At 67.9% G+C, this 26204-nt stretch carries 29 protein-coding genes and 1 tRNA gene; 14 read left to right on the top strand and 16 right to left on the bottom strand.

Annotation, left to right across the window (positions count from 1 at the left end; genetic code table 11):
• Nucleotides 1-15 precede the first annotated feature (15 nt).
• The 8 genes from GYM46_RS00510 (at nucleotide 16) to GYM46_RS00475 (ending at nucleotide 4595) form a co-directional block, all read left to right on the top strand.
• Complete coding sequence (locus GYM46_RS00510) at nucleotides 16-1584, top strand: MBL fold metallo-hydrolase (protein WP_035306601.1); 1569 nt, start codon at nucleotides 16-18, stop codon at nucleotides 1582-1584.
• Nucleotides 1585-1594: 10 nt separating this feature from the next.
• Entirely contained in the window at nucleotides 1595-2095 is a 501-nt protein-coding gene (locus GYM46_RS00505; RefSeq protein WP_008262406.1) for a DUF2267 domain-containing protein, read from the top strand.
• Between the two features lie 7 nt (nucleotides 2096-2102).
• Complete coding sequence (locus GYM46_RS00500) at nucleotides 2103-2582, top strand: host attachment protein (RefSeq protein WP_008261598.1); 480 nt, start codon at nucleotides 2103-2105, stop codon at nucleotides 2580-2582.
• A gap of 76 nt (nucleotides 2583-2658) precedes the next feature.
• On the top strand, nucleotides 2659-3120 hold the full coding sequence (locus tag GYM46_RS00495; RefSeq protein ID WP_008261884.1) for an Hsp20/alpha crystallin family protein: 462 nt from the start codon (nucleotides 2659-2661) through the stop codon (nucleotides 3118-3120).
• 23 nt (nucleotides 3121-3143) lie between these two features.
• Entirely contained in the window at nucleotides 3144-3404 is a 261-nt protein-coding gene (locus GYM46_RS16990; protein ID WP_008259074.1) for a nitroreductase family protein, read from the top strand.
• 141 nt (nucleotides 3405-3545) lie between these two features.
• A complete protein-coding gene (locus GYM46_RS00485; protein WP_008259103.1) occupies nucleotides 3546-3704 on the top strand; it encodes a hypothetical protein in 159 nt (52 codons plus the stop codon).
• A 67-nt stretch (nucleotides 3705-3771) separates the two neighbouring features.
• Nucleotides 3772-4131 carry a c-type cytochrome gene (locus GYM46_RS00480; protein ID WP_008260903.1) on the top strand — a complete coding sequence of 120 codons (360 nt, stop codon included), beginning with the start codon at nucleotides 3772-3774 and terminating at the stop codon, nucleotides 4129-4131.
• Complete coding sequence (locus GYM46_RS00475; protein WP_008258822.1) at nucleotides 4128-4595, top strand: pyridoxamine 5'-phosphate oxidase family protein; 468 nt, start codon at nucleotides 4128-4130, stop codon at nucleotides 4593-4595. The genes GYM46_RS00480 and GYM46_RS00475 overlap by 4 nt, the downstream gene beginning before the upstream one ends.
• A 7-nt stretch (nucleotides 4596-4602) precedes the next feature.
• On the opposite strand, the gene GYM46_RS00470 is transcribed toward GYM46_RS00475, so the two are convergent.
• The 5 genes from GYM46_RS00470 to GYM46_RS00450 all read right to left on the bottom strand — a co-directional run bounded on the left by GYM46_RS00470 (nucleotide 4603) and on the right by GYM46_RS00450 (nucleotide 8473).
• Complete coding sequence (locus tag GYM46_RS00470; RefSeq protein WP_008264069.1) at nucleotides 4603-5226, bottom strand: sensor histidine kinase; 624 nt, start codon at nucleotides 5224-5226, stop codon at nucleotides 4603-4605.
• Nucleotides 5227-5299: 73 nt separating this feature from the next.
• Complete coding sequence (locus tag GYM46_RS16985) at nucleotides 5300-5668, bottom strand: response regulator (RefSeq protein ID WP_081836113.1); 369 nt, start codon at nucleotides 5666-5668, stop codon at nucleotides 5300-5302.
• Between the two features lie 66 nt (nucleotides 5669-5734).
• Nucleotides 5735-6325 carry a response regulator FixJ gene (gene fixJ / locus GYM46_RS00460; RefSeq protein ID WP_035306590.1) on the bottom strand — a complete coding sequence of 197 codons (591 nt, stop codon included), beginning with the start codon at nucleotides 6323-6325 and terminating at the stop codon, nucleotides 5735-5737.
• On the bottom strand, nucleotides 6318-7778 hold the full coding sequence (locus GYM46_RS00455; protein WP_008259660.1) for a sensor histidine kinase: 1461 nt from the start codon (nucleotides 7776-7778) through the stop codon (nucleotides 6318-6320). The genes fixJ and GYM46_RS00455 overlap by 8 nt, the downstream gene beginning before the upstream one ends.
• 59 nt (nucleotides 7779-7837) lie before the next feature.
• Complete coding sequence (locus GYM46_RS00450) at nucleotides 7838-8473, bottom strand: helix-turn-helix domain-containing protein (protein ID WP_008263400.1); 636 nt, start codon at nucleotides 8471-8473, stop codon at nucleotides 7838-7840.
• Between the two features lie 155 nt (nucleotides 8474-8628).
• On the opposite strand from GYM46_RS00450, the gene GYM46_RS00445 reads away from it, so the two are divergent.
• From GYM46_RS00445 to GYM46_RS00430, 4 genes are all read left to right on the top strand, one after another.
• Nucleotides 8629-9249: an NAD(P)H-dependent oxidoreductase gene (locus tag GYM46_RS00445; RefSeq protein WP_040349430.1), complete on the top strand. Its 621-nt coding sequence runs from the start codon at nucleotides 8629-8631 to the stop codon at nucleotides 9247-9249.
• Nucleotides 9250-9517: 268 nt separating this feature from the next.
• A complete protein-coding gene (locus GYM46_RS00440; RefSeq protein ID WP_008260740.1) occupies nucleotides 9518-10249 on the top strand; it encodes an ABC transporter ATP-binding protein in 732 nt (243 codons plus the stop codon).
• Nucleotides 10246-12615, top strand: coding sequence for an ABC transporter permease (locus tag GYM46_RS00435; RefSeq protein ID WP_008264177.1), 2370 nt, complete (start codon nucleotides 10246-10248; stop codon nucleotides 12613-12615). Before GYM46_RS00440 ends, GYM46_RS00435 begins: the two co-directional genes overlap by 4 nt.
• A 2-nt stretch (nucleotides 12616-12617) precedes the next feature.
• A complete protein-coding gene (locus GYM46_RS00430) occupies nucleotides 12618-13820 on the top strand; it encodes an efflux RND transporter periplasmic adaptor subunit (protein ID WP_008262208.1) in 1203 nt (400 codons plus the stop codon).
• Nucleotides 13821-13869: 49 nt separating this feature from the next.
• Here the strand turns inward: GYM46_RS00430 and GYM46_RS00425 are convergent, their stop codons facing one another.
• From GYM46_RS00425 to GYM46_RS00395, 6 genes are all read right to left on the bottom strand, one after another.
• Nucleotides 13870-14772, bottom strand: coding sequence for a carbamate kinase (locus tag GYM46_RS00425; RefSeq protein WP_008259999.1), 903 nt, complete (start codon nucleotides 14770-14772; stop codon nucleotides 13870-13872).
• A 1-nt stretch (nucleotide 14773) separates the two neighbouring features.
• Nucleotides 14774-17353, bottom strand: a complete 2580-nt coding sequence (gene aguA, locus GYM46_RS16725; RefSeq protein WP_008264207.1) for an agmatine deiminase — start codon at nucleotides 17351-17353, stop codon at nucleotides 14774-14776.
• Nucleotides 17346-18404: a putrescine carbamoyltransferase gene (gene ptcA / locus GYM46_RS00410; RefSeq protein WP_050771618.1), complete on the bottom strand. Its 1059-nt coding sequence runs from the start codon at nucleotides 18402-18404 to the stop codon at nucleotides 17346-17348. Before ptcA ends, aguA begins: the two co-directional genes overlap by 8 nt.
• A gap of 97 nt (nucleotides 18405-18501) precedes the next feature.
• Nucleotides 18502-18825, bottom strand: a complete 324-nt coding sequence (locus GYM46_RS00405; RefSeq protein ID WP_008259213.1) for a hypothetical protein — start codon at nucleotides 18823-18825, stop codon at nucleotides 18502-18504.
• Nucleotides 18822-21305: a cytochrome c oxidase subunit I gene (gene ctaD / locus GYM46_RS00400; RefSeq protein WP_040349434.1), complete on the bottom strand. Its 2484-nt coding sequence runs from the start codon at nucleotides 21303-21305 to the stop codon at nucleotides 18822-18824. The genes GYM46_RS00405 and ctaD overlap by 4 nt, the downstream gene beginning before the upstream one ends.
• A complete protein-coding gene (locus GYM46_RS00395) occupies nucleotides 21302-21964 on the bottom strand; it encodes a cytochrome c oxidase subunit II (RefSeq protein ID WP_008260668.1) in 663 nt (220 codons plus the stop codon). The genes ctaD and GYM46_RS00395 overlap by 4 nt, the downstream gene beginning before the upstream one ends.
• A 21-nt stretch (nucleotides 21965-21985) precedes the next feature.
• Between GYM46_RS00395 and GYM46_RS00390 the strand changes: the two genes are divergently transcribed.
• Nucleotides 21986-22498, top strand: coding sequence for a DUF2231 domain-containing protein (locus GYM46_RS00390; protein WP_008264091.1), 513 nt, complete (start codon nucleotides 21986-21988; stop codon nucleotides 22496-22498).
• Here GYM46_RS00390 and GYM46_RS00385 read toward each other — a convergent pair.
• The 4 genes from GYM46_RS00385 to GYM46_RS00370 all read right to left on the bottom strand — a co-directional run bounded on the left by GYM46_RS00385 (nucleotide 22468) and on the right by GYM46_RS00370 (nucleotide 24550).
• The gene (locus tag GYM46_RS00385; RefSeq protein ID WP_008262467.1) at nucleotides 22468-22980 is read right to left on the bottom strand and encodes a CopD family protein; all 513 of its coding nucleotides are present in this window, start codon (nucleotides 22978-22980) and stop codon (nucleotides 22468-22470) included. The genes GYM46_RS00390 and GYM46_RS00385 overlap by 31 nt on opposite strands.
• Nucleotides 22977-23675 (bottom strand): cytochrome c oxidase assembly protein, encoded by a 699-nt coding sequence (locus tag GYM46_RS00380; protein WP_008262324.1) that lies wholly within the window; start codon nucleotides 23673-23675, stop codon nucleotides 22977-22979. The genes GYM46_RS00385 and GYM46_RS00380 overlap by 4 nt, the downstream gene beginning before the upstream one ends.
• A gap of 293 nt (nucleotides 23676-23968) precedes the next feature.
• Nucleotides 23969-24044: transfer RNA gene (locus GYM46_RS00375), tRNA-Thr, on the bottom strand.
• A gap of 68 nt (nucleotides 24045-24112) precedes the next feature.
• Complete coding sequence (locus tag GYM46_RS00370) at nucleotides 24113-24550, bottom strand: HIT family protein (RefSeq protein WP_008263758.1); 438 nt, start codon at nucleotides 24548-24550, stop codon at nucleotides 24113-24115.
• A 122-nt stretch (nucleotides 24551-24672) separates the two neighbouring features.
• On the opposite strand from GYM46_RS00370, the gene GYM46_RS00365 reads away from it, so the two are divergent.
• A complete protein-coding gene (locus GYM46_RS00365) occupies nucleotides 24673-25029 on the top strand; it encodes a phage holin family protein (RefSeq protein ID WP_008260563.1) in 357 nt (118 codons plus the stop codon).
• On the opposite strand, the gene GYM46_RS00360 is transcribed toward GYM46_RS00365, so the two are convergent.
• Complete coding sequence (locus tag GYM46_RS00360) at nucleotides 25026-26114, bottom strand: ABC transporter ATP-binding protein (RefSeq protein WP_035307397.1); 1089 nt, start codon at nucleotides 26112-26114, stop codon at nucleotides 25026-25028. The two genes, GYM46_RS00365 and GYM46_RS00360, sit on opposite strands and share 4 nt — an antisense overlap.
• Between the last annotated feature and the right edge of the window lie 90 nt (nucleotides 26115-26204).

The following is a 26204-nucleotide window of genomic DNA, read 5'->3' as shown; positions in this document are numbered from 1 at the left end:
GGAAAGATCCTGCGCGTGAGCCTCACCCTGACTTTCCACGGCGCGGCGGAGTGCGTGACCGGCTCCTGCATGCGGCTGGACACCGACCATGGCCGGTTCCTGGTGGATTGCGGCATGTTCCAGGGGCCGAAGACGCTGAAGACGTTGAACTACGAAGCCTTTCCCTTTGACCCGGCTTCGATCGACGGCGTCTTTCTGACCCATGCCCACATCGACCATTCCGGCCTGCTGCCCAAGCTGGTTCGGGCCGGCTATCGCGGGCCGATCTACGCCACCCGCGCGACGCGCGATCTGTGCGAGGTGATGCTGGCCGACTCCGCCGAGATCCAGGAAGGCGAGGTGGAGCATCTGAACCGACGCAAGCTGCGTCGCGGCGAAAAGCCGGTCGAGCCGATCTATTCGACCGTCGACGTGGATCCCGCGCTGCGCCTGTTCCAGACGGTGAAGTTCGGCGAACGGTTCGCGGCGGGGCCGGGCATGGAGGCGACCTGGTGGCCGGCCGGGCATCTGCTCGGCGCGGCGTCGATCGAACTGGCGATCGCGGCAGGCGGGGAGACCGTCCGCCTGCTGTTCTCAGGCGACCTGGGCTCGGGGCGCCAGCCCTTCCTGCCCGCACCCGACGGCCCCCGCGACGTGGACCATGTGATCCTGGAGAGCACCTATGGCGACCGTGACCGCGAGGATCTCGACCTGGAGGGACGCCGCGCAGGGCTGGCCGAGGAGTTGCGGGCGGCCCAGGCGGCCGGCGGGCCGCTGCTGATGCCGACCTTCGCGGTCGGACGGGCGCAGGAGCTGATCCTCGACCTCCTCGCCGTCATGGACGCCGACCCCGCGCTCGCCGGGGAAATCTACCTGGACTCGCCGCTGGCCATTGAGGCGACCGACGTCTTCCTGCGGCGGGGCTGGAATCCGGACGCCGGCTCCAATCCGTTCGAGACGTTGCGTCATGCGACGCGCCTGCATCATCTGCAGCGGCCGCAGGAGAGCGACGGCCTGGAGCGCATACGGGGCTGGCACGTGATCCTGGCCGGCAGCGGAATGTGCGACGCCGGCCGGATCCGTCGCCATCTGAAGCGGCTGCTGTGGCGACGGGAGACGACGGTGCTGATCACCGGCTTCCAGGCGGCGGGAACGCTTGGCCGCCTGCTGCTGGAGGGCCGGCCGATCCTCCGCATCCAGGGCGAGGACATCCGGGTCGGGGCGCGGATTCGCACCCTTGACGCCTATTCCGGCCACGCCGACGCGACGGATCTCGTGAACTGGCTGAAGGCGCGCGGACAGGTGGGAGGAAGCGTCCTGCTCGACCACGGCGAACCCGTAGCGCTGGAGGCCCTGCGCGCAAGGCTGGCCGACGGAGGATGGAGAACGGCCGTCCCGGCCATGGACGACGCCTTCGTCCTGACGAAGACCTCGGCCGAGCGCCTGGTCGGGGGGCGGCCGCGCCTGGCGCCGGGACAGGCGGCGCGGCTCGATTGGCACAATGATCGGGCCGACTTCCTGGTGCGCCTGAACGAGGTTTTGCAGGCGCAGCCGGACGACGGCGCGCGGACGGCGCTGTTGCAACGGCTTGGTCGTCTGCTGTGACCGACGGCGCTTGACCGAGATCAAGGCGGCCGTCCGGCAGGCGTCGATGCTGCGACGAAAGGAGGAGGACGTCATGAGCACCGGGCTTCCCGTCTTCGACACGACGGTCCAGGAGACGAATGAATGGCTGCGCGCCGTCGAGACGCGGTTGCCGCCGTGCAGTCGGGTCGAGGCCTACGGGGCCACGCGCGCCGTGCTGCAGGGGTTGCGCGACCGGCTGCCGCTGGCGTTGGTTCTTGGCCTGTCGGCGCAGCTGCCGATGCTGATGCGAGGTTTCGTCCTGGAAGGCTGGCGTCCTGAGGAGGCCGGCGGCTCGCGGGACCTCAAGACCTTCCTCGACGACGTCGAAGGCCGGCTGCCGCCCGGGTTTCCGCGCGAGACGATTGCGGCCGCGCAGGCCGTGTTGGCGGTCGCCGCCAAGCGGCTCGATCCGGGCGAGGTCGACAAGATCATTCGACATTCGCCGGGTGCGCTACGCACGCTATGGCCGGTCGAAGCCGGGGGGAGGTGAGGTCGTCATGCGCAAGGGACTGCTCTTCGTGCTGGCCGACGGCGGGCGCGCCCGGTTCGTGGAACGGGACGTCGAGACCGGCGCCTTCGTCACCCTGGAGGCCATCGACAATGCGGCCTCGCTCCGTCGTCTGCGCCGCGAACTCCGCGCCAGCCCGCCGGCCCGAACCTTCAACAGCGTGGGGCGGCTGCGGCACGCCGTCGGACGGGAGGATTATCTGCGCCCCGCCAAGGAGGCCTTCGTCGCCACTGTCGCGAGCCGCGCCGTGGAACTGGTGCGACGGCGCGGGCTTCAGGGCGTGGTCCTGGCTGCGCCTCCGCAACTGATCGGGCCGCTGCGACGCCGGTTCCGCGACGGCCGGGTCGCGCTTGTGGCGCGCACGATCGGCAAGGACCTGACCCGGGAACCGGACCATGCGCTCGACACCTGGTTCGAGCGTCTCGGCCGGGGGCGGCTGCTGGGGCCGCTGACGGGATATTCGAGCTGATTTGACCCTGATCAAGACGCGTCGGCGGCGCATCGGGAATTGTCGTGGCGTTCAAGCCATTCAAGGAGATTTTCTCATGGCCTCCCACCCGACATCGCCTTCCGTTCCCGCCAGGTCGGCCGTTCCTGGTCCCCTGGGGCCGATCCAGCGGGAATTCGACCGACTGTTCGACCGCTTCGCCGGCTGGAACATCGGCTCCGACCTCGCCCTCTCGCCGCGCATGGACGTTACGGAGACCAAGGACGGCCTCGAGCTGAGCATCGAGCTTCCAGGCCTGACCCAGGCGGAGGTCAAGGTCGCCGTCGAGGACGAGGTGCTCACCGTCAGCGGCGAGAAGAAGGCGGAGAAGACCGTCGAGGAGAAGGACTATCGCCTGTCCGAGCGCAGCTACGGCGCCTTCTCGCGCTCGATCGTCCTGCCGCGCAGCGTCGACGCCGACAAGATCACTGCGGTGATGAAGGACGGCGTGCTGAAGATTTCCGCGCCCAAGGACGGCCAGGCGACGACACGGACCGTCGCCATCCAGGCGTCGCATTAGGCCGTCGCGACCGGGAGGGCGTCATGGACGCGCGTGACGCCATTCGAGGCCGCCGGGCGGTCCGTCTTTACCGCCACGTCCCTCTCGGTTGCGATCTCATCCAGGGGGTGGTCGAGGACGCCGTCTGGGCGCCCAGCGGCATGAACCAGCAGCCCTGGCGCTTCTTCGTCATCGAGGGGCGCGAACGGCTCGCCCGGTATTCTGCGAGCCTATGGAGGGGGCTTCAGAGCATCTTGATATCGGTCAAGGTTATCGTCGGCCAAACGACCATGATCCTCCGATGAAAGGAGTTTTCCATGTCCCATGAACGGTCTGAAACCCATAACCCCCACGATGCCGCCGCCCGTCTGCATGATGCCGTCGATGAGCGAACGGCGGCCTTGCGGAAGTCCGCCAAGCGCTGGCGAAAGGCGGGGCGCAGGGAAATGCGGCGCCTGAGACGCGAGGTCGAGGCGGGCGCGGAGCATCTGGGCGATCAGGCGCGCGCGCGGCCGGTGACGAGCGGCGCGATTTTCGCTGGTCTGACCGCCTTCGCCGCCCTTGCGGGGTGGGCCGCCTGGCGCAGCCGACGTCCGGACGCCTGAGGCGCGCTCGCCCCCGAACACGCGCCGCCTCGGACAAGAGCCAAGCTGACAATTGGAGAAACAGCCCATGATCCGCGTTCATCTTGTCGCCCTGGTGTTGATCAATCTCGCAGCGGCGGCTGCCGCTCAGGAGCCGACGGTCGAGCGGACGGTCCAGCAGGACGCGGCCGATCGGGGCGGCTGGGTGGCGCGGCGGACCTGCGCCAGTTGCCACGCCGTGGCGCGGACCGGAACCAGTCCGATGGAGACGGCCCCGCCCTTTCGCGACATCGTGCGACGACGGTCCCTGTCGGAGCTTGAGAACCGCTTCGTCGACGGCGCGATCGCCGACCATCCGTCGATGCCGGACTATGTGTTCCGGGCGCGCGAGATCGACGACCTGATCGCCTATCTGGAATCGCTCCAGGCGGAGGAGCGCACGCCGTGACCGAGCGTCTTCCCGCGCCGCCCGAGGTGGTTCGCCACGCGGTCCGCCTCCTTGACAGCCAGAGGCTGGCGACGGTCGCGGTCAACGGCGCCGACGGCTACCCCTGGGCGGCGACGGTCGGCTATGTGAACGAAGGCCTGATCCTCTATTTCGTCTCTGCGCGCGACAGTCTTCGGACCGAGCGTCTGGCGGCGGACGACCGGACGGCGGCGGTGGTGCGGTCCGGCGCCGACTCAGCGGACGCCTTGGGCGTCGCCATGACCGGGCGCGCCGCAGAGGTTGTCGACCTCGAGCTCGTCGCGCACGTCAACGACCTGGTTGCGAAGCGCAGACGCGATCAGCATGCCTTCGGCGCCGCCTCCAACGCCGTGGCGCTTTTCCGTTTCTCGCCGGAAAGCCTGAGTCTTGTGACGGTGAGCGACGGCCGCAGCGCGCCCCGTCGTTTCCGGCTGGATACTGTTTAGCCAGGCTTCACACAGGGAGGACCAGTCGGACCCACGTTCCGGAACCGCTTGTCTCATAGGCGAACTGGCCTTCCAACTGACGACACAGGCTGCGCACCAGCGACAGGCCGAACCCTTCCGGCAGCCGACCGCCGGCCGCGCCTTCTCCGTCGTCCGTCACGGTCAGCATCAGGCTTTCTCCGGCAGGAGCCAGCAGGACGGAGATCCGGCCGGAGCGTCGCGCCAGGCTATGCTCCAGGGCGTTGCCGACCAATTCCGCGGTGACCGCCGCAAGAGCCGAGGCGCGCTGGGCGTCCATCGTGGAGGGGTGGACGTCGATGTGGATCTCGGCGTCCCGATCCAACGCGTCGAGTTCCGCCACGTCCCTGCAGACGTCGCCGAGCAGATCGTCGAGGCGGACGGTCCCGCCATTCTCCTGCAGGCGCTGGTGTAGACGCACGACGGTCTGGACCCGGCGACTTGCTTCCAGGAGGACGCCGGCGGCTTCCGGCCGCGCCGAACGCCCTTCGAGGCGCAGGAGGCTGACGACAGACTGCAGGCTGTTCCCGATCTGGTGATGAGCCGCGCGAACAGCGTCGCGCGCGTCCTGGCTTTGCAGCGGCATGGCGATCTCCTTGTGGTTGTCGGCCAAGCTACCCTTCGCCGGCAGGTCGGCGTTTGATCCAAGTCATGCGCGGACGAGGCGCGGCCCGAAATCCGCCGGACTAGGGCCGGACCACGTCGGCGAGCCAGGCGAACAGACCATCATGAAGCCGGGTCTTGTCGAAGATCGGGACGCCTGCGGCCCGCGCGCGGTTCTCCAGGTCCGTGGGCGGGTGAGTCGTGATCAGGGCGGCAGGCCCCGCTACCCCTTGCTGACGGAGCAAGGACAGAAGCTCGAGCCCCTGAACATCGGGAAGATTCTGGTCAAGGATCAGGGCAGCGGCGGATTCGACATCCTGAGCCAGCGCATGGGCGGCGTTGACGGCCAGGACGACGGTGAAATTCCTGGTTTCGAGGGCGAAGGCGAGCGCGGCGCGGACAGCGGGGTCGTCTTCAACGAGCAGAACGACCGGTGGTGGAGATAGAGACATGGACGGCTTCAAAGTGAAGCCTTTGGTTAAGGCGTCTGCCGTCCAACCGCATTGATCTGGCGCAAGTCAGAGGCCGGCGGCCAGGGCGATCCGCATCAGCTCCGCCATGTTGTGCGCGCCGGTCTTGCTCATCAGATTGGCGCGATAAATCTCGACGGTCCGCGGGCTGATGTCCAGTTCGAAGGCGATCACCTTGTTCAGCTTGCCCTCCACGACTCCGGCCAGGACGTCCCGTTCGCGGGGCGACAGCGAAGACAGCCGGGCCTCGGCCTCGCGCCGGGCGGCGTCCGGCTGCGGCCGCTCGGCGAGGGCCGACCTGACGGCGTCGACCAGGTGTGCGTCGCTGAAGGGCTTCTCCAGGAAGTCGTGCACGCCGGCCTTCATCGCCTGGACCGCCAAGGGTACGTCGCCGTGTCCGGTGATCACCACCACGGGCGTCTGATCGCCCTCGTCGCGGAGCCGTTTCACGAGTTCGAGACCCGTCATTTCCGGCATGCGGATGTCCGTCACGATGCAGGCACCCCGGTCCTCGACATCGGCCAGGAAGGCGGTCGCTGAAGCATGAAACTGCGCGTCGAGCCCGTGGGCCTCAAGAAGAAAAGCCAGCCCCTGGCGAACGCCGTCGTCATCGTCGATGACATGGATTCGGTCACTCATCTGCGGTCTCCTGGTCCGCTGTCGGCAAGGTGAAGATGAATCGGGCTCCGCCTTCCGGCGGATTCTCGGCCCAGATGCGGCCGCCGTGTGCCATGATGATGCCGCGGCAGATCGACAGGCCGATGCCCATGCCGTCCGGCTTGGTCGTCACAAAGGGCTGGAACAGCCGCTCAAGAACAGTCTCCGGAACGCCCGGCCCTGTGTCGGAGACCGTGAAGCGGACCATATCGCCGTCGTCCTCCGCCACGGCGATATGGAGCGCTCTTTTCGGCGCATCCCCCATGGCGTCGATCGCGTTGCGGATCAGGTTTAGGGCGACCTGCTGGACCTGCACCTTGTCGACGATGACGGGGCCGGTGTTCCGGTCAAAGGCGAGATCGACCCGCATCCCCTGGTCCTTGGCGCCCACGAGGGCGAGGGCGCTCGCCTCCTCCATGAGTTTCACGGGGTCCGCCAGCACATGCTCGGTCTCGCCCTTGGCGACGAACTCCCGCAGGCGCTTGATGATGTCGCCGGCCCGCAGGGCTTGATCTCCGGCGGCGGACAAGGCGTTCCGCACCTTGTCCAGGTCCGGCTTCGGCGAGGCGAGCAGGGTCGTTGACCCCATGGTGTAGGAGGCGATGGCGGACAGGGGCTGATTCAGCTCGTGAGCGAGGGCGGTGGCCATCTCCCCCATGGCGGTGAGCCGGGAGACATGGACCAACTCGGACTGCAACTCCTGAAGCCGCCGCTCCTGCGCCCGCCGTTCGGTCAGGTCCCGGACGAATCCGGTGAAGAAGCGGCCGGTTCCGATCCGCGCCTCGCCGACCGCCAATTCCATCGGGAAGGTGGAGCCGTCCTTGCGCTGACCGACGATGATGCGGCCGAGGCCGATGATGCGACGTTCCCCCGTGGTCTGGTAGCGGCTGAGGTAATCATCGTGCTCGTGGCGGTAGGGTTCAGGCATCAGAAGACTGACGTTCCGGCCGATCGCTTCCTCGGCGCTCCAGCCGAACAGGCGCATGGCCGTCGGGCTGAACGACTGCATGATCCCGGCCTCGTCGATGACGATCATGGCCTCCGGCACGGTCTCCAGAATGGATTGCAGTTGCGCCTGCCGGCTTTCGGCCTCGCGGGCGCCTCGCCACAGTCGCTCCCCCACCACTGCGATCGCCGGCCCCATGACGAGGAAGACCAAGGCCTCGATCCGGTTGGCGGGGCCGAGCCAGAAAGCCTCACCCAAGACCAGGACGCTCCCGAGCAGGCACAAGCCTGCGGCCAGTAGCGCCGGGCCTCGTCCGCCCAAGGCGGCCGCCGCGAGCATCACCGGGACGTTGAGCAGCAGGAAGCTTCGGTCATTGAAGACCGGATCAGCCAGTAGACGCAGGAGCAGGGCGATCAGGGCGCCGAAGACCGCCACCGCATAGCCCCAGCGGCCCGGGGTGTGACGCAGGATCGACGACTGAATCTGCAACACCCCTTCCCGTGCTCCACGTCTTGGGGGCGATATAGCACGTTTGGCGGCACGGCGGTTCAGAATGCGGCGCTGGCGGCCAGGCTCGTCGGCCGCACGACGTTGAAACGGCGCGCGCCGGCGAAACGGATCAAGCCCTCCGATTGGAACCGGCTCAGCATGCGTGAGACGGTTTCGATGGTCAGGCCGAGGTAGTCGGCCATGTCCTGCCGGCTCATCGGCAGGATCGCCGCGTCGCCCGAGCACCGCGCCTGGACGTCCAGAAGGAAGCGGGCCACCTTCTCGGCGGCAGTGGTCCGGCCAAGCAGCAGCATGTGAGACTGCGCCCGAGCCAGCTCCGACCCCGCCGCCGCCCACATCAGCCGGTCGACCTGGACGTCACGGCCGGACGCCGGGGAGGTTCGACGGATCATGGCGATTTCACAAGACGTGAGGGCTTCCGCCGAGAACCGGTGCGCCGACGACAACTCCAGGCCGAACACTTCGCCTTCGTAGTAGAAGTCGCCGATCTGGCGGCGTCCATCTGCCAGCAGGTGGGAGGTCCGCACCGCGCCGCGGATCACGCGGTAGATCAGGTCGGCGTCTTCGTCCTGGGCGTAAATCTCCTTGCCCTCGGCGAAACTCATCCGAGCCGCGCCGATCCAGGCGTCGTGGCCGATCGAACGGGCGGAGGCGAAGCTTTCAGCGGCGCTCATCGTCTGGTTCTCCCTGTCTGACCCGATCTGAGTAGAGAGCCGCCAATCTGCGCGACATTCAGGAGCGGCCCCTAAGGGTCGGTACGGAGGCGATCGAAACGCCCCGCCTTGAGCGAGATCAAGGCCGCCGCCCGTCGGTGGGGCATGGTTGGATCATGACCCAGTCCCTCCACATCGCCGTCATCGCCGCCCATCCTCGCCGCCGCAGCTTCACATTGGCGATGGCGACCGCCTTTGCGGACGCGTGCCGCGCCGACGGGGCGGTCGTGGAGGTGCGCGACCTCTATCGTTTGGGCTTCGATCCGCGAATGCGCGCGCGGGAGATGCCGGACCATCCCGGTTACGCGCCTCGGGCGGATGTCGTGCGCGAGCGCCAGGCGATCGGCGACGCCAATGTTTTCGCCCTGTTCTATCCGCTCTGGTTCAATGCGCCGCCGGCCATGCTGAAGGGCTATGTGGATCGCGTCTTCGGGATGGGCTTTGGCTATTCGCCGATCCAGCGCGGCGGCAATCAACCTCTGCTGGTCGGGCGCAAGCTTGTCAGCTTCACCTCGTCCGGCGCGCCTCAGGACTGGGTGGAGCGCAGCGGCGCCTGGGCCGCCATGCATAAACAGTTCGATGAGCATCTCTCGCTCATGACCGGTCTGGAGATCGCGGATCGTCACAACTTCGGCGCCATCGGGCCAGGACTGGCTCCCATACGGTTTAAGGAATGTTGCGCCGAGGTCGATCGCCACGCCCGCCGACTGACGGCCGGCCACAGACCGGCCTCTTAGGTTCTGCGCACCCGGGAGCCCGTCTCATCGCTGTTTGGCCCGACCCCGCATCCGCCGGTCGTGTTGGGCGCGGGCTCGGGTCAGACCGGCGTTCCGCGCAGCGTCTCTCCTGTTGACGCAGATCACGCGCCGCAGCCTCCGCCCTTCGCCGGCCTATCCCGCCGCAGTCACTCCCCGACGCGTCTGTTGACCTCCATCAAGTCGCGCCTTCGCTCGAAGTGGCATTGTCCGAACATGCCCGGAAAGGGTCCGCCTGGTCTCAAGCTTCATGTCCTCTCCCTTAGCAGCCTCTGACGTCGCGATCGCCTTCGACATCCAGGGTCTGACCAAGGTCTACGAGACCGAGGCCGGGGCCGTGCATGCGCTGCGCGGCGTCGATTTCCAGATCCGCGAAGGCGAGACCCTGGTGCTGATCGGTCCCTCGGGTTCGGGAAAATCGACCCTGCTCAACATCCTCGGGGGTCTGGATCGTGCGACGGCGGGCTCGGCGAAATTCAGGACCTTCGAGCTGACGGGCGCGTCCGACGCGGCGTTGACCCGCTACCGACGGGCGTCCGTGGGTTTCATATTTCAGTTCTTCAACCTCGTGCCGAGCCTGACGGCCCGGGAGAATGTGGCCCTGATCACCGCAATCGCGACCGACCCGATGTCGCCGGAAGAGGCGCTGGAGCGGGTGGGGCTGGCCGATCGGATGGATCATTTCCCGGCGCAGCTGTCCGGGGGGCAGCAGCAACGCGTGGCGGTGGCCCGCGCCATCGCAAAACGGCCGCAACTGCTGTTTTGCGACGAGCCGACCGGTTCGCTCGACAGCGAGAGCGGGATCCAGGTCCTGGAAGCCATCGCGGAAGTGACCGCCGCCGTGGGAGCCACCACCCTGATCGTGTCGCACAACGCCGCTATCGCGGACATGGCCGACCGGGTCGTCAAGTTCCGGGATGGACAGATCGCCGAGACGATCCGGAACAGCCGCAAGATCGCGCCGCGGGAGATGCGCTGGTGAAACCTTCGTCGCTGGATCGCAAGCTCCTGCGCGACCTCTGGCGCATGCGGCTGCAGGTGCTCGCCATCGCCCTGCTGATCACATGCGGGGTTTCGGTCGCCGTCATGAGTTTCTCGGCCCAGGAGGCGCTGGTCGTCGCCCAGGGCCGCTACTATGAGACGACCCGGTTTGCGGACGTCTTCGCCCGCGTCAAGCGCGCGCCCCTGGCCGCCGCCCGGGAACTGGCGACCATCGACGGCGTCGTCGCGGTGGACGCCCGCGCGGTGAACTACGGCCTGATGCAGATCCCGGGGCTGACGCGTCCGGCCACGGCCCAATTGATCTCTCTTCCGGACGATCCGCGGCAGGCGCTGAACAAGCTGGTCCTGATCGAGGGCCGGTATCCCGAGCCCGGGCGGACCGACGAGGCCCTGGCGCTCAAGACCTTTCTCGACGCCGCGCACATTCAGATGGGCGAACGGGTGACCATGGTCATCGACGGTCGCCAGGTCGCCTTCAAGGTGGTCGGCGCAGCCCTGTCGCCGGAGTTCGTCTATGTGCCCGGTCCCGCCTCCATGATGCCGGACGAAGCGCACCAGGGCGTGTTCTGGGCGCCGAGGACCACGGTCGAGAAGGTGACGGGCCTGGGCGGCGCCTTCGCCATGGTCTCGCTCAAGCTTGCGGCGGGCGCGCGCGAGGCGGCCGTTCTGGCGGCGGTCGACCGCATTCTCTCTCCCTATGGAGGGGTTCCGGCGGTGGGGCGCGCCGACCAGGTCTCGAACCGGTTCCAGCAGGATCGCATCGACCGGTTCGGCATTGTCGCCTGGGTCATTCCGCCGGTGTTTCTACTGGTGGCGGCGGCTTTGGTGCAGATGGTTCTGGGGCGTCTGGTGCAGAGCGAGCGCGAACAGATCGGCCTGCTGAAAGCCTTTGGTTACGGCGACATCGACGCGGCGGCCGTCTATCTGAAGATGGCTGCGCTGATCGGCGTGGTCGGAGCGATCGGGGGCGGACTTCTGGGCGCCTGGATGGGCCGGGTCATCACCGAGCTTCTGGCGCAGTACATGCGCTTTCCGCGCCTCGACCTGCAGTTTTCCTGGCAGGCCTTTCTTGTGGCCTCGGTCTTCTCCGTCGCGGCCGCCCTGGGCGGATCGCTGTTCGCCGCCAGGCGCGCCGCCCGCCTCGACCCGGCGGTGGCCATGCGCCCGCCGGCCCCGGCGGCCTATCGCAAAGGTTTCCTTGAACGGATTCCGTTGTGGGAGCGGCTGGACCAGTCCAGCCGGATGATTGTCCGCAATCTCGAGCGTTTTCCGACCCGGGCCGTGTCGACGCTGCTGGGCCTGGCGGTGAGCCTGGCTCTGCTGGTCGGTTCGCAATTCATGTTCGGCAGCCTCAACGAGGTGATCGACCAGGCCTATTTCCGGGCGCGCCACTGGACGGACGCCGTGGCCTTCGCCGAGAACCGAGGCGTGGTCGCGGTGGCGGAGGTTCGATGCCTGCCGGGCGTGGTCGCGGCCGAAGGCGAGCGCTACGCCGCCGCGCGCATCCGCGCCCACGGTCGCGAGGAACAGGGGTACGTCGCCGGCCTTGAGCCGGACGCGGTGCTCTCCCTGCCCATCGACGTGGATGATCGCCGCGTGCCCTTCAAGGGGCGGGGCTTGATCCTTTCGGAATCGCTGGCGGGACGTATGGGCGTCAAGCCGGGCGACCTGGTGGAACTCGAGGTCAGCGAGGGCCGGCGCCCCCGGGTGGTGCTGCCGGTTACGGGGACCACGCGGGACTACGCGGGCTTCTCCACCTATATGGACCGCCGGGCGCTCGGCCAGATCATGGGCGAGGGAGACCTGGTCAATCTGGTGACCCTCCAGGTCGCGAGCGACCGTCGCGCCGAATTCTACCGCTCCGTCGTGGGCGCGCCCGCGATCGTGGGCGCCGCGTCACGCGCGGATACGGTCGAGGCGTATCGGACCAATTTCATGCGCATCCTGAACGACGAGATGACCTTCTTCGCGGGCTTCGCCGCCGCCATCGCTTTCGGAGTCGCCTATAATGTCGCCCGGATCGCGCTCGCCGATCGCAGCCGTGATCTGGCCACCCTGCGGGTTCTCGGCCTCGACCAGTCGGAATGCGCCTACATCCTGCTGGGTGAGCTCTTCCTGTTGGCCCTCGTGGCCATGCCTCTCGGCGTCATTGGCGGCGTGGCGCTCGCCAGGACGCTCGTCGCGGCCTTTGCGGAGCAGGAGATGCAACTTCCGATGATCATCACCGCGCACGGCTACGGCGTCGCCGTCTGCGTCTATTTCGCCGCCGTCCTGGCCGCCGCCGTTCTCGTCGGTCAGCGTATCTGGCGCCTTGACCTTGTCGCCGCCCTCAAGACCCGGGAGTAATCATGGCCGCAAAACGCAACACACGCTGGATCGTCATGGGGGGGCTGGCGCTCGCGGCCGCGGCGATTCTGGCGGTCCTGTTCGCGCCCCGTCCGGTCACGGTGGAGGCTGCCGCCGTGCATCGCGGGCCGATCGCGGAAACCGTCTCGGACCAGGGATGGGCGCGCGTTCGTCAAGCCTATGTCGTGTCGGCCCCGGTCAGTGGTCATCTGACCCGGCTGCCGCTTGAGGTGGGCGACGCCGTGATCGCGGGGCGCACGGTCGTGGCGACCCTGCGCCCCGCGCGTTCTGCCTTTCTCGATCCACGCATGCGCGCCCAGGCCGAGGCCTCCATTTCAGCTGCGCGCGCGATGCTGGCCCAGGCCGAGGCGCAGCGCCTTCAGTTCAGGGCCGAGGCTGACCGGGCGGCGAGGGCGCAGGCGCGGCTGGAGCCGCTGGCGGCGCAGGGCGTCGTCTCACGCCAGGGTCTGGAGAACGCCCAAGCGGCGGCCACATCCGCGCGCGAGGCGCTTCGGGCGGGTGACGCGGCGGTTCTCGCCCGGCGCGCGGATGTGGCGGCGGCCCAGGCGGTTTTGACCGGTCCCGAAGCAGCGGGCGCCGGCCTGATCCCCATCACGTCCCCGACATCCGGCGTGGTGACGGCCCTGCTGCAGCAGAGCGAGCGCGACGTCGCCGCCGGCACGCCGCTGGTGGAGGTCGGGGCGACCGCAGGGCTGGAAGCGCAGATCGAATTCCTGTCCCAGGACGCCGTCAGGATCCGGCCGGGCGACCGGGCCGAAATCTATGACTGGGGCGGCGCCACAGACCTTCCCGCCGAGGTGCGGCTGGTCGAGCCGCAGGCCTTCACCAAGATATCTGCTCTGGGGATCGAGGAGCAGCGGACGCGGGTCATGCTGCGTTTCACTGGTCCCGAATCCGGCCGCGCGGGGCTCGCGCCCGGCTATCGCGTCTGGGGACGGGTGTTCCTGCACGAAACCCCGTCGGCGGTGATCGCCCCGGCCGGTGCGCTGGTGCGCGACAGCGGAGGATGGGCCGTGTTCCGGATTGAGCAGGGCAGGGCGCGTTTGCGTCCGGTCAAGGTCGGGGCGATCACGGACCGGGACGCGGAAATTCTGGAGGGCGCAGCCGACGGCGATTCGTTGGTGGTCTTTCCTTCGGACCAGGTGCGGGACGGCGTCCGGGTGAAGGCCCGGCGCGCGGGGTGACGTCCGGCCGAGCTTCGTCGGCCGCACAGCGACGCCATTCCGAACGATGTCAGGGTCGGATACGGGTGCCCGATGCGCCGGCCAGGAGGCCGTCGATGTCGTCCAGCGTCCCGATCAGGGCGGGCCGCCCGGTCTGAAGCGCAAAGCCGCACGCGGCGCGCACCTTGGGCGCCATCGAGCCCTCGGCGAAGTCGCGGCCCAGCAGGTCTTCCGCCCGGGCGTCCCGAACCGCCCGCGCATGGGGCCGCCCCCAGTCGAGGTAGACCGCATCGACATCGGTGAGGATCAGCAGTTCGTCGGCGTCCAGCCGCGCGGCCAGCAGGGCCGCCGCCAGATCCTTGTCGATGACGGCCTCGACGCCATGGCGGGACCCGTCCGGGGCGTCGGCGACCGGAACGCCGCCGCCGCCGGCGCAGACGGTGATCACGCCGGCCCCCACCAGCCGGGCGATGGTCGCCGCCTCGGCGATCTCGAGCGGCGTGGGCGAGGCGACGACGCGCCGCAGTCCGGAGCCGTCGGGCGCGAAGGTCCAGCCCCGCGCCGCGCCCAACGCCTTGGCCACGTCCGACGCATAGACCGGGCCGATCGGCTTGGTCGGCCGAAGAAAGGCGGAATCGGCGGGATCCACCCGCGTCTGGGTCAGCACCACGGCGACCTCGCGGGCGGGAAGGGCGTTGCGCAGCGCCTGGGCGATGACATAGCCGACCATGCCCTGGGATTCCGCTCCTAGCACGTCGAGCGGCCAGCCAGGGGCCGCCTCATAGGCTCCCGCCTCCAGCGCGAGGAGGCCGATCTGGGGACCGTTGCCGTGAACCAGTGCGATCTCGTGACCGTCGCACGCCCGGCCCAGCCCCGGGGCGGCCGCCGCCATGGTGCGCCATTGATTTTCGGCCGACAGCGGCTCGCCCCGGCGCAACAGGGCGTTGCCGCCCACGGCGATCACGCGCCGCATGTCACCGAGGCCGACTTGCGGCGCGCTCGCGCGCCCCCAGCGGTTCCTGCTGGGTGATGCAATGGATGTTGCCCCCGCCCAACAGGATCTCCCGCGCAGGCACGGAGAGGATTCGCCGGTTCGGGAACAGTCGGGCCAATGTCTCCATTGCGGGGGCGTCCTGCGGATCACCGAAGGCAGGCGCGACCACCACCGCGTTGGCGATGTAGAAATTCGCATAGGAGGCCGCCATCCGGTCGCCGGGCTCGCGCGGCAGGGTGCCGGCCACCTTGTCGACGCCGGCGGCCTCTTCAGCGGTGATCAGCACCGGCGCCGGTTGGTGCAGCTTGTGCACCTGCAGAGGACGCCCGCGGGCGTCGCGATAACCGGCCAGGCGCTCCAGCGCCGCGGCCGAGCGGGCGTACTGCGGGTCGGCGCGGTCGTCCGTCCAGGTCAGCACCACCTCGCCCGGAGCGACGAAGCGGCACATGTTGTCGACGTGGCCGTCGGTTTCGTCGAGATAGACGCCGTGCTCCAGCCACAGCACGGTTTCGACGCCGAGGTAGTCGCGCAGCGACTGCTCGATCTCCTCACGGGTCTTGCCGGGATTGCGGTTGGGGTTCAGCAGACACTCCTCGGTCGCGAGCACCGTTCCTTCGCCGTCGACGTCGATCGAGCCGCCCTCCAGCACGAAGTCCGGGGCGTAGCGATCGTCGCGCTCAAGTTCGATGACCTTCTCGCCGACGAGATCGTCCTGGTCCCATGGGAAGTAGAGGCCGTCGGTCAGCCCGCCCCAGGCGTTGAATTTCCAGTCGACGCCGCGCACCACGCCCTGGTCGTTGACGACGAAGGTCGGGCCGCAGTCCCGGATCCAGCTGTCGTTGCTGGTCATTTCCACGACCCGCACGGTCGGCGCGAGCATGGCGCGCGCGATCACATACTGGGCGGGCGAGACGCAGACCGTCACCGGCTCGCCTTCGGCGATCGCGGCCGCCACCGCAGCGAAGGCGTGCTGGGCCGGCTTTGCGCCGCCCCGCCAGTTGTCCGACCGTTCGGGCCACAGCATCCAGCAACCGATATGGGGCTCCCATTCGGCGGGCATTCGGAACCCGTCGGCGCGGGGCGTGGTGTCGAGAACCTCAGACATGGCGGACCTTTTCGGAAACGAGAGGGTGGGTTCAGCGGACCGGGCCGGGGGGGGCGGTCCGCGCCGGTTGGCCTTCATCACGCCGATGACGATCTCGCCGAGCCCCAGGATCAGCAGCACGCCGGTCAGGATCGGGCCGGTCTTGCGCCAATCCACCGGCTGTCCTGGAACCCAGAGGAAGAAGAAGATCGCCTGAACGATGAACAGGGTGCAGACCAGCGCCATGACGCTGGCCCCGATCGCGCCCCCGGGAACCCGGTAGGGACGGGGCGTCTCCGCGTCGCGGGCTCGGAGACGCAGGAAGGCGGGGAACAGGACCAGATAGGGCAGCAGGAAGATGACCGAGCTGAAGGCGAACAGCGACCAGAACAGGTCCTCGGCGCTGCTGGCGAAGACGCCATAGACGACGATCACGAAGGTCGAGACCAGGCCGGTGAGGAGATAGGCTCCGACCGGGGTCTGGTTGGACTTGCGCAGCCGCCCGAACACGGTCGGCAGTTCGCCGTCGGCCGCTGCGGCCTGGGCGGTGCGGTTGGCGCCCATGGACCAGGTGACCAGATTGGCCAGGATGGTGAAGACCGCCCCGACGCCGATGAGGGGGATGATCACGTCCAGCCCCGGAGCCCCGGCCATCAGCGACCTCAGGGTGTCGAGCAGGCCTTCGATCAGGCCGATGTCCTTGACGGGCAGGGCCACGAGAATGCCGAAGGTCGCCAGCAGGTAGAAGCCCGAGATCAGCAGGCCGGCCGTGATGACCGCGATCGGCACGTCGCGGGCGGGGTTGCGCATCTCTTCGCCGGCCCCCGAGACCAGTTCGAAGCCCATGAAATTGTAGACAATGACCGGAAGGAAGGCGAGACCGGCGCCCCATTGCGGGATCAGGCTCGGCCAGGACAGGTCGTTGGCCGGTCCCCGGGTGGTCAGGACGTAGATCCCCGCACCGCCGATCAGCAGCATGATGGCGGCCTTGATGACCGCCCCCAGATTGGGCACCCATTTGGCCGTCGCCAGGCTGGTGACGCCGATCAGGACGGTCAGCCAGGTGGCCCCGATCCCGATGCCGATCTTGCCCCACAGGCTCATCTCGACGCCGGTGATCTGGGCGATCATTCCGGCCATCAGGATGTATCCCGACGGCATCCACAGGGCGACGTTGACCCAGTAGTACCAGGTCGTGCGCGCCGCCCAGCGATCGCCGAAGGCGCGCCGGATCCATTGCTGGATGCCGCCCTCGCCGGGATAGGCCGCCCCCAGTTCAGCGGTGATCAGGCCGTAGGGGATGAAGAACAGCAGGAAGGTGATCACCCACCACGACAGGGCCGAGGGGCCGATCGCCGCCGATGCGGCCAGGGTGTCGATCACCAGGATGGCGCAGACGGTGAACAGGGTGACGTCGAACAGGCCCATGACGCGCTTGAAGCGCGGGCGCGGCGTGGCGGAAACAGCGTCAGACATGGCGGTCGACCTCCGACAGGAGAGCCGGCGAAGCCGGCTCGGTGAGGGGATGGTGCTTGAGAAACTCTGCGATGCGCCCGGCATGCCAATGCGAGCGCGCGGCCGACCGCGGCTTCAGGCGCGGGGCGACGAAGGCGGCGAGAATGGCCTTTTCCGCGTGCAGCCGGTTCTCGGACTGGTCGTAAATGATCGAGCGAGGGCCATCCATCACGGCGTCCGTCACCTCGACGCCTCGCGAGGCGGGCAGGCAGTGCATGAATTTGGCGTGCGCCGGGGCATGGGCCAGCAAGGCCTCATTGATCTGGTAGCGAGGCATGAAGGCGGCGGTGCGCTCAGGGATTTCGGCCTCCTGACCGACCCACCACCACAGGTCTGTATAGACGAAATCCGCCTCGGCCACGGCGGCCTGCGGATCCTCGGCGACCGTGAAGGAGCCGCCGGACGCAGCGCAGTTGGCCCGGGCGATCGCCTGCCACGCCTCGGGGGCCTGGTAGCGGGCGGGCGCGCAGTGGGTGAAGTTCAGGCCCAGCCGGGTGCAGATCATCATCAGCGACGAGCAGACATTGGTCGCATCGCCGATGAAGGCGACCCGCAAATCCTCGAGCCGTTTCCCGGCCGGACTGTGCTCGATCATGGTGAAGACGTCGCACAGCACCTGGGTCGGGTGATTGTAGTCGGTCAGGCCGTTGATCACCGGGACGGTCGCCCAGCGCGCCAATTCGGTCACCGTGGCGTGTTTCAGGGTCCGCGCCTCGATGGCGTCGACCATCCGGCTCATCACCCGGGCGGTGTCCTTGATGCTCTCGCGAACGCCGAGGTGAATCTCCCCGGGCTTCAGATAGAGGGCGTGCCCGCCGAGCCGCGTCATGGCGACCTCGAACGAGATACGGGTTCGGGTCGAAGGCTCCTCGAAGATCATCCCGAGGGAGGCCCCCGCCAGCAGAGGCGGCAAGCCTCCCTGTCTGTCGGCGGCCTTGAGCAGGCCGGTCAGCTCCAGCAGCGACCGGAGCTCGGTGCTCGTGAAATCTTGCGTGTCGATGAAATGACGCATCGTCCTGTCCCGCGCTTCGAGCCCTGGATACTAGGGGCAAGGTCGGGAGACGATCTGATCCAGATCAAGTCGGTGATTATCGCTCGCTGTCGGCTCGTTAAAGGCAGTAGGTCGTGACCAACGTCGGCAACAGCGTCCAGACCGCCGCGATCAGTCCCACCCAGGCTGTGGCGCGACTGACGAAGCGCACGAACGGCGAGGGCGAACTGAAGCGCGCGGCGTGAAGGGCCAGGATCAGACCCACCTGCAGCAGCACCGCCAGCCCATAGGCGCCCCCCATCAGCAGGCGCGGGACGGAGACCAGGCCGAAAGCCGACCCGCCGATCCCGTGTCCGCAGATCAGCCCGTGCAGGCCGTAGACCGCGCTGAAGCTGGCCAGCCAGACCAGGGGCGCGACCAGGATGCGCAGGATATCCTTCACGTCAGCAATCCCGGAAGATGGGCGACGACGAGGATCAGCGTCGAGGCGCCGGCCAGGTAGTCGACCCAAAGGGTCACCACCGGGAATTCGGCCTGACGGCTGGGCGAGGTGAAGCCCCTGACGACGCGGGCGGTGAGGAAGGCGGCCATCAGGGCCGCCAGGACGGCGTGAAACAGGGCGTAGGATCCGAGCACCAGGAGCGTCGCTCCATAGGCGTGGTCGCCGGGCGTCGGGGCCCGCAGGACCACCCCGCCCGCCGCCGCCGCAACCCCCAGGGCGGCGACGAAGGTCAGGCCCAGCCAAGGCCGGGCGTCCTGGCCCTCTCGATTGGTCCGCGCGGCGCGTCGGATCGCCACCACGCCAAGCCCGGCCCCGATGACGCCCAGCGCCAGCTCCGGCGCCGACGACGTCAACCAGGCGGGCGGCGGCCAGGACGGGGCGACCGTCCACAGGAAGGCGAAGCCGAACAGCAGCGAGCCGAAGAAGGTCGCATTGGCCGTCAGCAGGAGGGCCGACCCCCACCAGCTGGGCGAACGGCTGACCTGGGTGGCGTTGGGCAGCGTCAGGCCGCGACCGATCGACCGAGGGGGCAGATCGGTCGTGCGTCCCAGCGACCAGGCCCAGCGCCACGCCAGGATCGTCACCCCGACCACCGCCAGCGGAACCGTCCAGTAGAACTTCAGCAACAGGGAGACGAAGAACACCCCGGTGACCGCCGCCATCAGGATCGGCAGGCGGGTGTTGGTCGGGTAGATGATGTGAAAGTCCGGCTTGCCGGTCGCGACCTCGACCGTCAGGCTTTCGCGCCACCCCTGTTCGGGTTCCGAGAGATAGCCTTCACCGCGCGCAAGGCGGAGCGTCAGCTCTGGATCGTCGGCGAGCGGCTGACGGCTGTCGACATGGGGCAGGCTGGCGAAATTATAGGCCGGCGGCGGCGTCATCATCGCCCACTCCAGGGTTCCGGCCTGCCAGGGGTCGCGACGGCTGCGTCGCGCGGTGAAGGCGTGGAGCACCAGATCGACGATCACCATGGCGATGCCGATGGCCAGCACGAAACTGCCGATCGACGAGATCAGGTTGACGGTCGTCCAGCCGTCCTCCGGCAGATAGGTCGAGATCCGCCGCCGCTGGCCCAGCAGACCGACCCAGTGCATGGCCAGGAAGGTGACGTGGAAGCCGATGAAGACCAGGGCGAAGGCCAGCTCGCCCAGCCGGAAGAACCGCGCACGGCCGCTGACGTGGGGCATCCAGTAGTAGAGCCCGGCCAGGATCGGAAAGACGAAGCCGCCGAACAGGACGTAGTGGAGGTGGGCTGTGATGAAGGCGGTGTCGTGCGCCTGCCAGTCGAACGGAACCACAGCGACCATGACCCCGGTCAGCCCCCCGATCACGAAGGTGAAGAAGAAGCCGAGCAGGTGAAGCATCGGCATGCGCAGGCTGGGCCTGCCCTTCCACATGGTCCCGATCCAGGCGAACAACTGAACGCCCGTCGGCACCGCGACCAGGGTCGAGGCCGCAGAGAAGAAGGCCAGCCCCATATGCGGGATGCCGGTCGTAAACATGTGGTGGACCCAGATGCCGAACGACAGGAAGGCCAGCCCCGTGGCCGAGGCCACGATCCAGCCATAGCCGAGCAGGGTCGTGCGGCACATGACCGGCAGGATGGTCGAGATCACCCCCGCCGCCGGCAGGAAGATGATGTAGACCTCCGGGTGGCCGAACAGCCAGAACAGGTGCTGCCACAACAGGCTGTCGCCGCCGAACTCGGCCTGGAAGAAGGGCAGTCCGAACGCCCGTTCCAACTCCAGCAGGATCGAGCCCAGGATCAGCGGCGGAAAGCCGGTCAGGATCATCAGGGCGGTGACCAGGGCGTACCAGGCGAAGATCGGCATCTTGTCCAGCGACATGCCGGGGGCGCGGTATTTGAGGATCGAGACGGTGATCTCGACCGCCGCCGCAATGGCCGAAATCTCGACGAAGGTAATGCCGATCAGCCAGAAATCCGTGTTGATGCCCGGCGAGTAGATCGGTCCGGTCAGCGGGGGATACATGAACCACCCGCCGTCCGGCGCGATGCCCAGCACCATCGACACCAGCAGCATCGTCCCGCCGAAGACATAGCACCAGAAGCCGTAGGCGGAGAGGCGGGGGAAGGCGAGATCGCGCGTGCCCAGCATCTTGGGCAGCAGATACATCGCCAGTCCCTCGAACGTCGGGATGGCGAACAGGAACATCATGATGGTCCCGTGCATGGTGAAGATCTGGTTGTAGATCTCCGGCCCGGCGAAGGCCGAGTGGGGCGTCGCCAGCTGGGCTCGGATCAGCATGGCGAGCACGCCGCCGACCAGGAAGAAGAAGAAGGACACGGCCAGGAACATCCGGCCGAGGTCGGTGTGGTTGACGGTCGAGAACAGGCCGCGAGCGCCGGGTTCGGACGACCAGATTTCGGTCAGGCGGCGGTGGCGCTGGAGCATGTTCATGGCGTGCCGCTTCGGACGAAGCGCTCCCAGGAGGCGGGGTCGTGGGCGACCACGGTGAAGGCGAAATCGTCGTAGCCGACGCCGCTGAACTCGGCGCTTCGGCCGGCATAGACGCCGGGGGCGTCGGCCTCGATGCGCAGGATGTTCACATGGCCGGGAATGGCGTCGATCTTGCCGGCCAGACGCGGCGCCCAGAAGCTGTGGATCACGTCCGTGGAGGTGATCGCGACATCGACGGGCCGCCCGGCGGGAATGTGCAGCACTTGGTCGGTCCTCAGCCCCGCAACATCAGCGTAGCTGAAGGCCCAGGCGGACCGGCGGGCCTCGGCGCCGACGCGGACGACATCCGCGCCCTGCCTGGGCAGCAATCGCTCGCCCGCCGCCAGCCCATAGGCGAGAAGGGCCAGCAGCACGACGACCGGAAAGGCTATGCCCAGCTTGATCACCCACAGGCGCTCGTGCCGCGTCTCGTCAACGGGGCCGCGCGCCCGGAACGCCAGCGCGACCAGGGCCATCACGAGGGCGAAGATGGCGACGGCCCCCATCAGCATCACCCACCAGATCTGGGCGATGGTGCGGGCGGCGGGGCCGGCCGGATCGACGGTCGACAGGGCCCCCTCGCAACCCGCCAGCGCCAGCGCCGTTGTCAGAACCACCATGGGACGCGGCAGGGACGGGAAATGACGGACAAGATCGAAGAGGAAGCCGAGGCCCTGATCGACCCGATTGCGGCCGCGCCCGGATTTTCCGCGACCGAGTCGCGCGTCGCGGTGTTCGGTCACCCGATTCATGCGATGAGCGTCGCCTTCCCCGTGGCCCTGACCTTCTGCACCCTGGGCGCGGACGCCCTGTACTGGTGGACGGGCGACGGCTTCTGGGCCCGGGCCGCCCTGTGGTCCGCCGGCACGGGTTTTCTGTTCGGCATGTTGGCGGGCGTTTCCGGAACGGCCGAACTGCTGATGGTGTCGGGCATCCGGGCGCGGGCTCCGGCCTGGACCCATTTCATCATCGCGGTGACCTTGCTGGCGCTGCTCGGGGCGAACTGGGGGCATCGTCTCTATGGATATGAGACGGCCGTTTTGCCTTACGGCATCCTGCTCTCGGCCCTGTGTGTCGGGGTGGTGGCGGTAACGGGCTGGCATGGCGGCAAACTCGTCTTCGACTATCGACTGGGCGTGTCGAACAAGAGCTGACCGCTCCGGGGTTCCGTCAGCCAGTCCGGCAGGACGACCCAGGCCAGCGTCGGCTTGGCCAACACCAGGGTGAGGATCATCAACATCGGCAAGAGAACCAGGGCGATCGGGATATAGGCCCGGGGCGGGGTGTGTTCGTCAGGGTCTTCGCCGATCCGCGCGAGGGTGTGGCCAATCCAGCCATGGGCCATCACCAGCATCGCGACGAACGCCAGTTTGGCGAACAGCCACGGCACATAGACCTCGCGCAGGAAGATCAGCCAGGTGCCGGCGATCACGGCGATGACGGCCGCCGGCGTGACGCACATCGTATAGGTCAGGTGCGAGGCGTTCCGGACGACGCGATAGTCTTCAATCGAGATGTTCGGGTCATGGCGCGTCAACATCAACGGCAGGGCCAGCAGCCCTCCGCACCAGATCACCAGGGCGACGATATGGGCCGCCTTGAACAGCGGAACGGCGGGTGCGAGCCAGTCGATCATGCGCGCGTCGCCTTCAGTCGCGACCAGCCTTGGCGCGCGATCCAGATGGTTGCGATCGCGTAGGGTATCCCCGCCGGCGCCCACATGATCAGCCCTCCCAGGGCCTGATCCTCAAGCGGGGTCATGCCCCAGGCCAGGGGCGCGAAGCTGTGCGCCGCATAGAGGGACGTCGGGGCGAAGGTCAGCAGGGCGCCGAGCAGCCCCATCTGGGCGAAGGCGGCGATCACAAACCCGAGGCGATCCACAGGCGCGCCGTCCCCGGCCAGGACCGCCCGCCAGAACAGCACCGCGCTGCCGAGCAGCGAGATCTGCATCACCCAATAGACTGGGATATTGGTCAGGGCGGCGTCATAGGCTGCGGGAATGTGCCAGATCCAGAGGACGGCGGTCGAGACCAAGAAGGGAATCACGATCCCGGCCGGCCGTCGCGCCGGGACCGCCAAGGCCAGAAGCGGCGCGGCGACGGCGATGAGCAGGACGTGATGCACGACCCGCGCCGAAAACAGGGCCGCCGACAGAGCGCAGAGCGGAGACACGAAGGCGATCGCCAACACCGCCACGCCGGCCAGTCCGGCCCGGTCGCGCCGCAGGCCCACGCCCAGCGCGAACAGCGCGGCGAGAAGAATCGGGTCCAGATTCCAGCTCGTGGCGAGTTCGCCGGGAAGCGGCGCAGGACCGCAGTAAGTGGCGTGCATTCAGGGCGTTTCCCTGCCGATTGATGAGTGTCGTGCGTCCGTGGCCCCGGCGTGTCTTCGCGGCTTTCAGATACCTAAGCCGTATCGGACAAGGATGTTCCGACCTGAGTGTTTCGGCGCGATCGGTGTCTCGCCACCCTTCAGGGCTCGGCTATGGTCAAAGCCATACCGCGTGGTCGCCCGTGCCTTCCCGACTGAAACGCTGTGAAAGCGCACCCGTTCGATATCGGTCTGTGATCCGCTGCGCCCTCAAGGCGCCACCTGCAAAACTGCAGGGCCAAGTCGTGAAGAGATGGTGCCGGTTGCAGGAATCGAACCCGCGACATCCAGTTTACAAAACTGGCGCTCTACCAACTGAGCTAAACCGGCCCCGGTCTTGAGGACTGGCTGGCCTTATGCGGACGGATTGACGCCTGTGCAAGACGGATCCGCCACGCTCAGGCCAGTTCTGCGGCGATCCGGTCGGCCAGGGGCCTCAAGGCGGCGGCTTCGGCCATGGGCGCGTGGCCGTGTCCCTTCATCGGCCGGTCGGCCCAGCGGGGGATGATGTGGAAATGCAGGTGGAAGACGGTCTGGCCGCCGGCGTCGCCGTTGAACTGCATCACGGCGATCCCGTCGGGCTTCAGCGCCCTTTCGACCGCCACGGCCGTGCGTTGCAGGGCGGCCGTCAGCCGGGCCAGGATGTCCGGCTCGACCTCCAGCAGGTTCCGCGCCTGCGACTGTTTGGCGATGATCAGGACATGGCCTTCCGACTGGGGAAACACGTCCATGAAGGCCAGGACGTGGTCGTCCTCCCACACCTTCACCGAGGGGATCTCGCCGCGCAGGATCTTGGCGAAGATGTTGTCGGGGTCGTATTCGCCGTGAAGGCTCATGGCCGGTCTCCGTATCGTGTCGCGGTCTGGATCAGCGCCCTGATTAGCAGCCGGGGCGGGCGAGGGGGAGCCTTTGCCGGCATGCCGCGTTATGGTGACGCTTCCACATCATTGAGGACAACATGATCCGTTTCATCATCCAGGCCGTCGTCACCATGGCCGGCCTGTGGCTGTCGGCCCAGATCGTGCCGGGCGTCGACTTCACCAATAACGGCTCGCTGATCGCGGCGGCGATCATTCTGGGCCTGGTCAACGCGATCGTGCGGCCGATCATGGTGGTGCTGACCTTCCCGATCACGGTCGTCACCCTGGGTCTGTTCCTGCTGATCGTGAACGCGGCGATGATCGGCTTGACCGCCCTGTTCCTGAACGGCTTCGCCGTGGACGGCCTGTGGGCGGGAATCGGGGCGGCCATCGTCACCGGCGTGGTCAGCTGGATCGCCGGCGCCTTCATCGGCGGTGACGAAAAGCGCGGCTAAAGTCGGGAAAAGGCGCGACCTTCCGCGTCGAACAGATGGGCCTGGTCGGCGGGGACGTGCAGGGTCAGCGATTCGCCGACCCTAGCCGGAGCCCCGCCCGCCAGCTGGACCGTCAGGGTGTCCTGCGACGCCGGGTGTTTCAGATGGGCCATGGTCGTCGCCCCCAGGGGCTCGACGAACAGGACTTCGGCGGTCAGCACGTCGCCCTCGGCCGATAGGCTCAGATGTTCGGGCCGGACGCCCAGGGTGATGCGGTCGCCAGCCTTGGCCGAGGCGGCGTCCACCGCCACGCGGATCGTCTCGCCTGCCGTCGTCCGCACCGTGGCCCCGGCGGCCGAGGCGGCGACCACCTCGCCCGTCAGCAGGTTCATGCGCGGACTGCCGATGAAGCCGGCGACGAACAGATTGGCCGGGCGCTGGTACAGGTCCATCGGCGCCCCGACCTGTTCGATCCGGCCGCCGTTCAGCACCACGATCCGGTCGGCCAGGGTCATGGCCTCGACCTGGTCGTGGGTCACATAGATCATCGTCGTCTTCAGCTCGGCGTGCAGGCGTGCGAACTCGTAGCGCATCCGAACCCGCAGGGCGGCGTCCAGGTTCGACAGCGGCTCGTCGAATAGGAAGACGTCGGGTTCGCGCACGATGGCGCGGCCGATGGCGACGCGCTGGCGCTGTCCGCCGGACATGGCCTTGGGCTTGCGGTCCAGATAGTCGGTGATGCTCAGGGCTTCGGCGGCGGCGCGTACGCGGCGATCGATCTCGGCTCTGTCCGTCTTGGCCAGTTTCAGCCCGAAGGCCATGTTTTCATAGGCCGTCATGTGCGGATACAGGGCGTAGGACTGGAACACCATGGCGATGCCCCGGTCGGACGGCGACAGGTCGTTGACCACCCGGTCGCCGATGGAGACCTGGCCCGTCGTCGCCTCTTCCAGCCCGGCGATGGTGCGCAACAGGGTGGATTTGCCGCAGCCGGACGGGCCGACGAAGACCACGAACTCGCCGTCGGCGATCTCCAGATCGACGCCCTTCAGCACCTCGACGGCGCCGAACGCCTTCTTCACGTCGACCAGACGGACGTTCGCCATGCTTCTTTCCTGAACTGCTTCCATTTTTCTCTACCGTAACCGGTTACATCGCCGGATCAAAGGCTCGCGATATTCCAGAGCGTATGCAGA

Origin of the sequence: Brevundimonas mediterranea, assembly GCF_011064825.1 — a bacterium.
GTDB lineage: Bacteria > Pseudomonadota > Alphaproteobacteria > Caulobacterales > Caulobacteraceae > Brevundimonas > Brevundimonas mediterranea_A.
The sequence above is the reverse complement of the archived record's forward strand: the minus strand, read 5'-3'. Positions and strand labels throughout refer to the sequence as shown.

Coding starts and splice junctions, on each gene's coding strand:
- GYM46_RS00500 (WP_008261598.1), top strand. CDS start 2,103: ATGCGCAAGGGACTGCTCTTCGTGCTGGCCGACGGCGGGCGCGCCCGG.
- GYM46_RS00495 (WP_008261884.1), top strand. CDS start 2,659: ATGGCCTCCCACCCGACATCGCCTTCCGTTCCCGCCAGGTCGGCCGTT.
- GYM46_RS16990 (WP_008259074.1), top strand. CDS start 3,144: ATGGACGCGCGTGACGCCATTCGAGGCCGCCGGGCGGTCCGTCTTTAC.
- GYM46_RS00485 (WP_008259103.1), top strand. CDS start 3,546: ATGCGGCGCCTGAGACGCGAGGTCGAGGCGGGCGCGGAGCATCTGGGC.
- GYM46_RS00480 (WP_008260903.1), top strand. CDS start 3,772: ATGATCCGCGTTCATCTTGTCGCCCTGGTGTTGATCAATCTCGCAGCG.
- GYM46_RS16985 (WP_081836113.1), bottom strand. CDS start 5,668: ATGTCTCTATCTCCACCACCGGTCGTTCTGCTCGTTGAAGACGACCCC.
- fixJ (WP_035306590.1), bottom strand. CDS start 6,325: ATGAGTGACCGAATCCATGTCATCGACGATGACGACGGCGTTCGCCAG.
- GYM46_RS00450 (WP_008263400.1), bottom strand. CDS start 8,473: ATGAGCGCCGCTGAAAGCTTCGCCTCCGCCCGTTCGATCGGCCACGAC.
- GYM46_RS00445 (WP_040349430.1), top strand. CDS start 8,629: ATGACCCAGTCCCTCCACATCGCCGTCATCGCCGCCCATCCTCGCCGC.
- GYM46_RS00440 (WP_008260740.1), top strand. CDS start 9,518: ATGTCCTCTCCCTTAGCAGCCTCTGACGTCGCGATCGCCTTCGACATC.
- GYM46_RS00430 (WP_008262208.1), top strand. CDS start 12,618: ATGGCCGCAAAACGCAACACACGCTGGATCGTCATGGGGGGGCTGGCG.
- GYM46_RS00425 (WP_008259999.1), bottom strand. CDS start 14,772: ATGCGGCGCGTGATCGCCGTGGGCGGCAACGCCCTGTTGCGCCGGGGC.
- aguA (WP_008264207.1), bottom strand. CDS start 17,353: ATGTCTGACGCTGTTTCCGCCACGCCGCGCCCGCGCTTCAAGCGCGTC.
- ptcA (WP_050771618.1), bottom strand. CDS start 18,404: ATGCGTCATTTCATCGACACGCAAGATTTCACGAGCACCGAGCTCCGG.
- ctaD (WP_040349434.1), bottom strand. CDS start 21,305: ATGAACATGCTCCAGCGCCACCGCCGCCTGACCGAAATCTGGTCGTCC.
- GYM46_RS00395 (WP_008260668.1), bottom strand. CDS start 21,964: ATGGTGGTTCTGACAACGGCGCTGGCGCTGGCGGGTTGCGAGGGGGCC.
- GYM46_RS00390 (WP_008264091.1), top strand. CDS start 21,986: ATGACGGACAAGATCGAAGAGGAAGCCGAGGCCCTGATCGACCCGATT.
- GYM46_RS00385 (WP_008262467.1), bottom strand. CDS start 22,980: ATGATCGACTGGCTCGCACCCGCCGTTCCGCTGTTCAAGGCGGCCCAT.
- GYM46_RS00380 (WP_008262324.1), bottom strand. CDS start 23,675: ATGCACGCCACTTACTGCGGTCCTGCGCCGCTTCCCGGCGAACTCGCC.
- GYM46_RS00370 (WP_008263758.1), bottom strand. CDS start 24,550: ATGAGCCTTCACGGCGAATACGACCCCGACAACATCTTCGCCAAGATC.
- GYM46_RS00365 (WP_008260563.1), top strand. CDS start 24,673: ATGATCCGTTTCATCATCCAGGCCGTCGTCACCATGGCCGGCCTGTGG.
- GYM46_RS00360 (WP_035307397.1), bottom strand. CDS start 26,114: ATGGCGAACGTCCGTCTGGTCGACGTGAAGAAGGCGTTCGGCGCCGTC.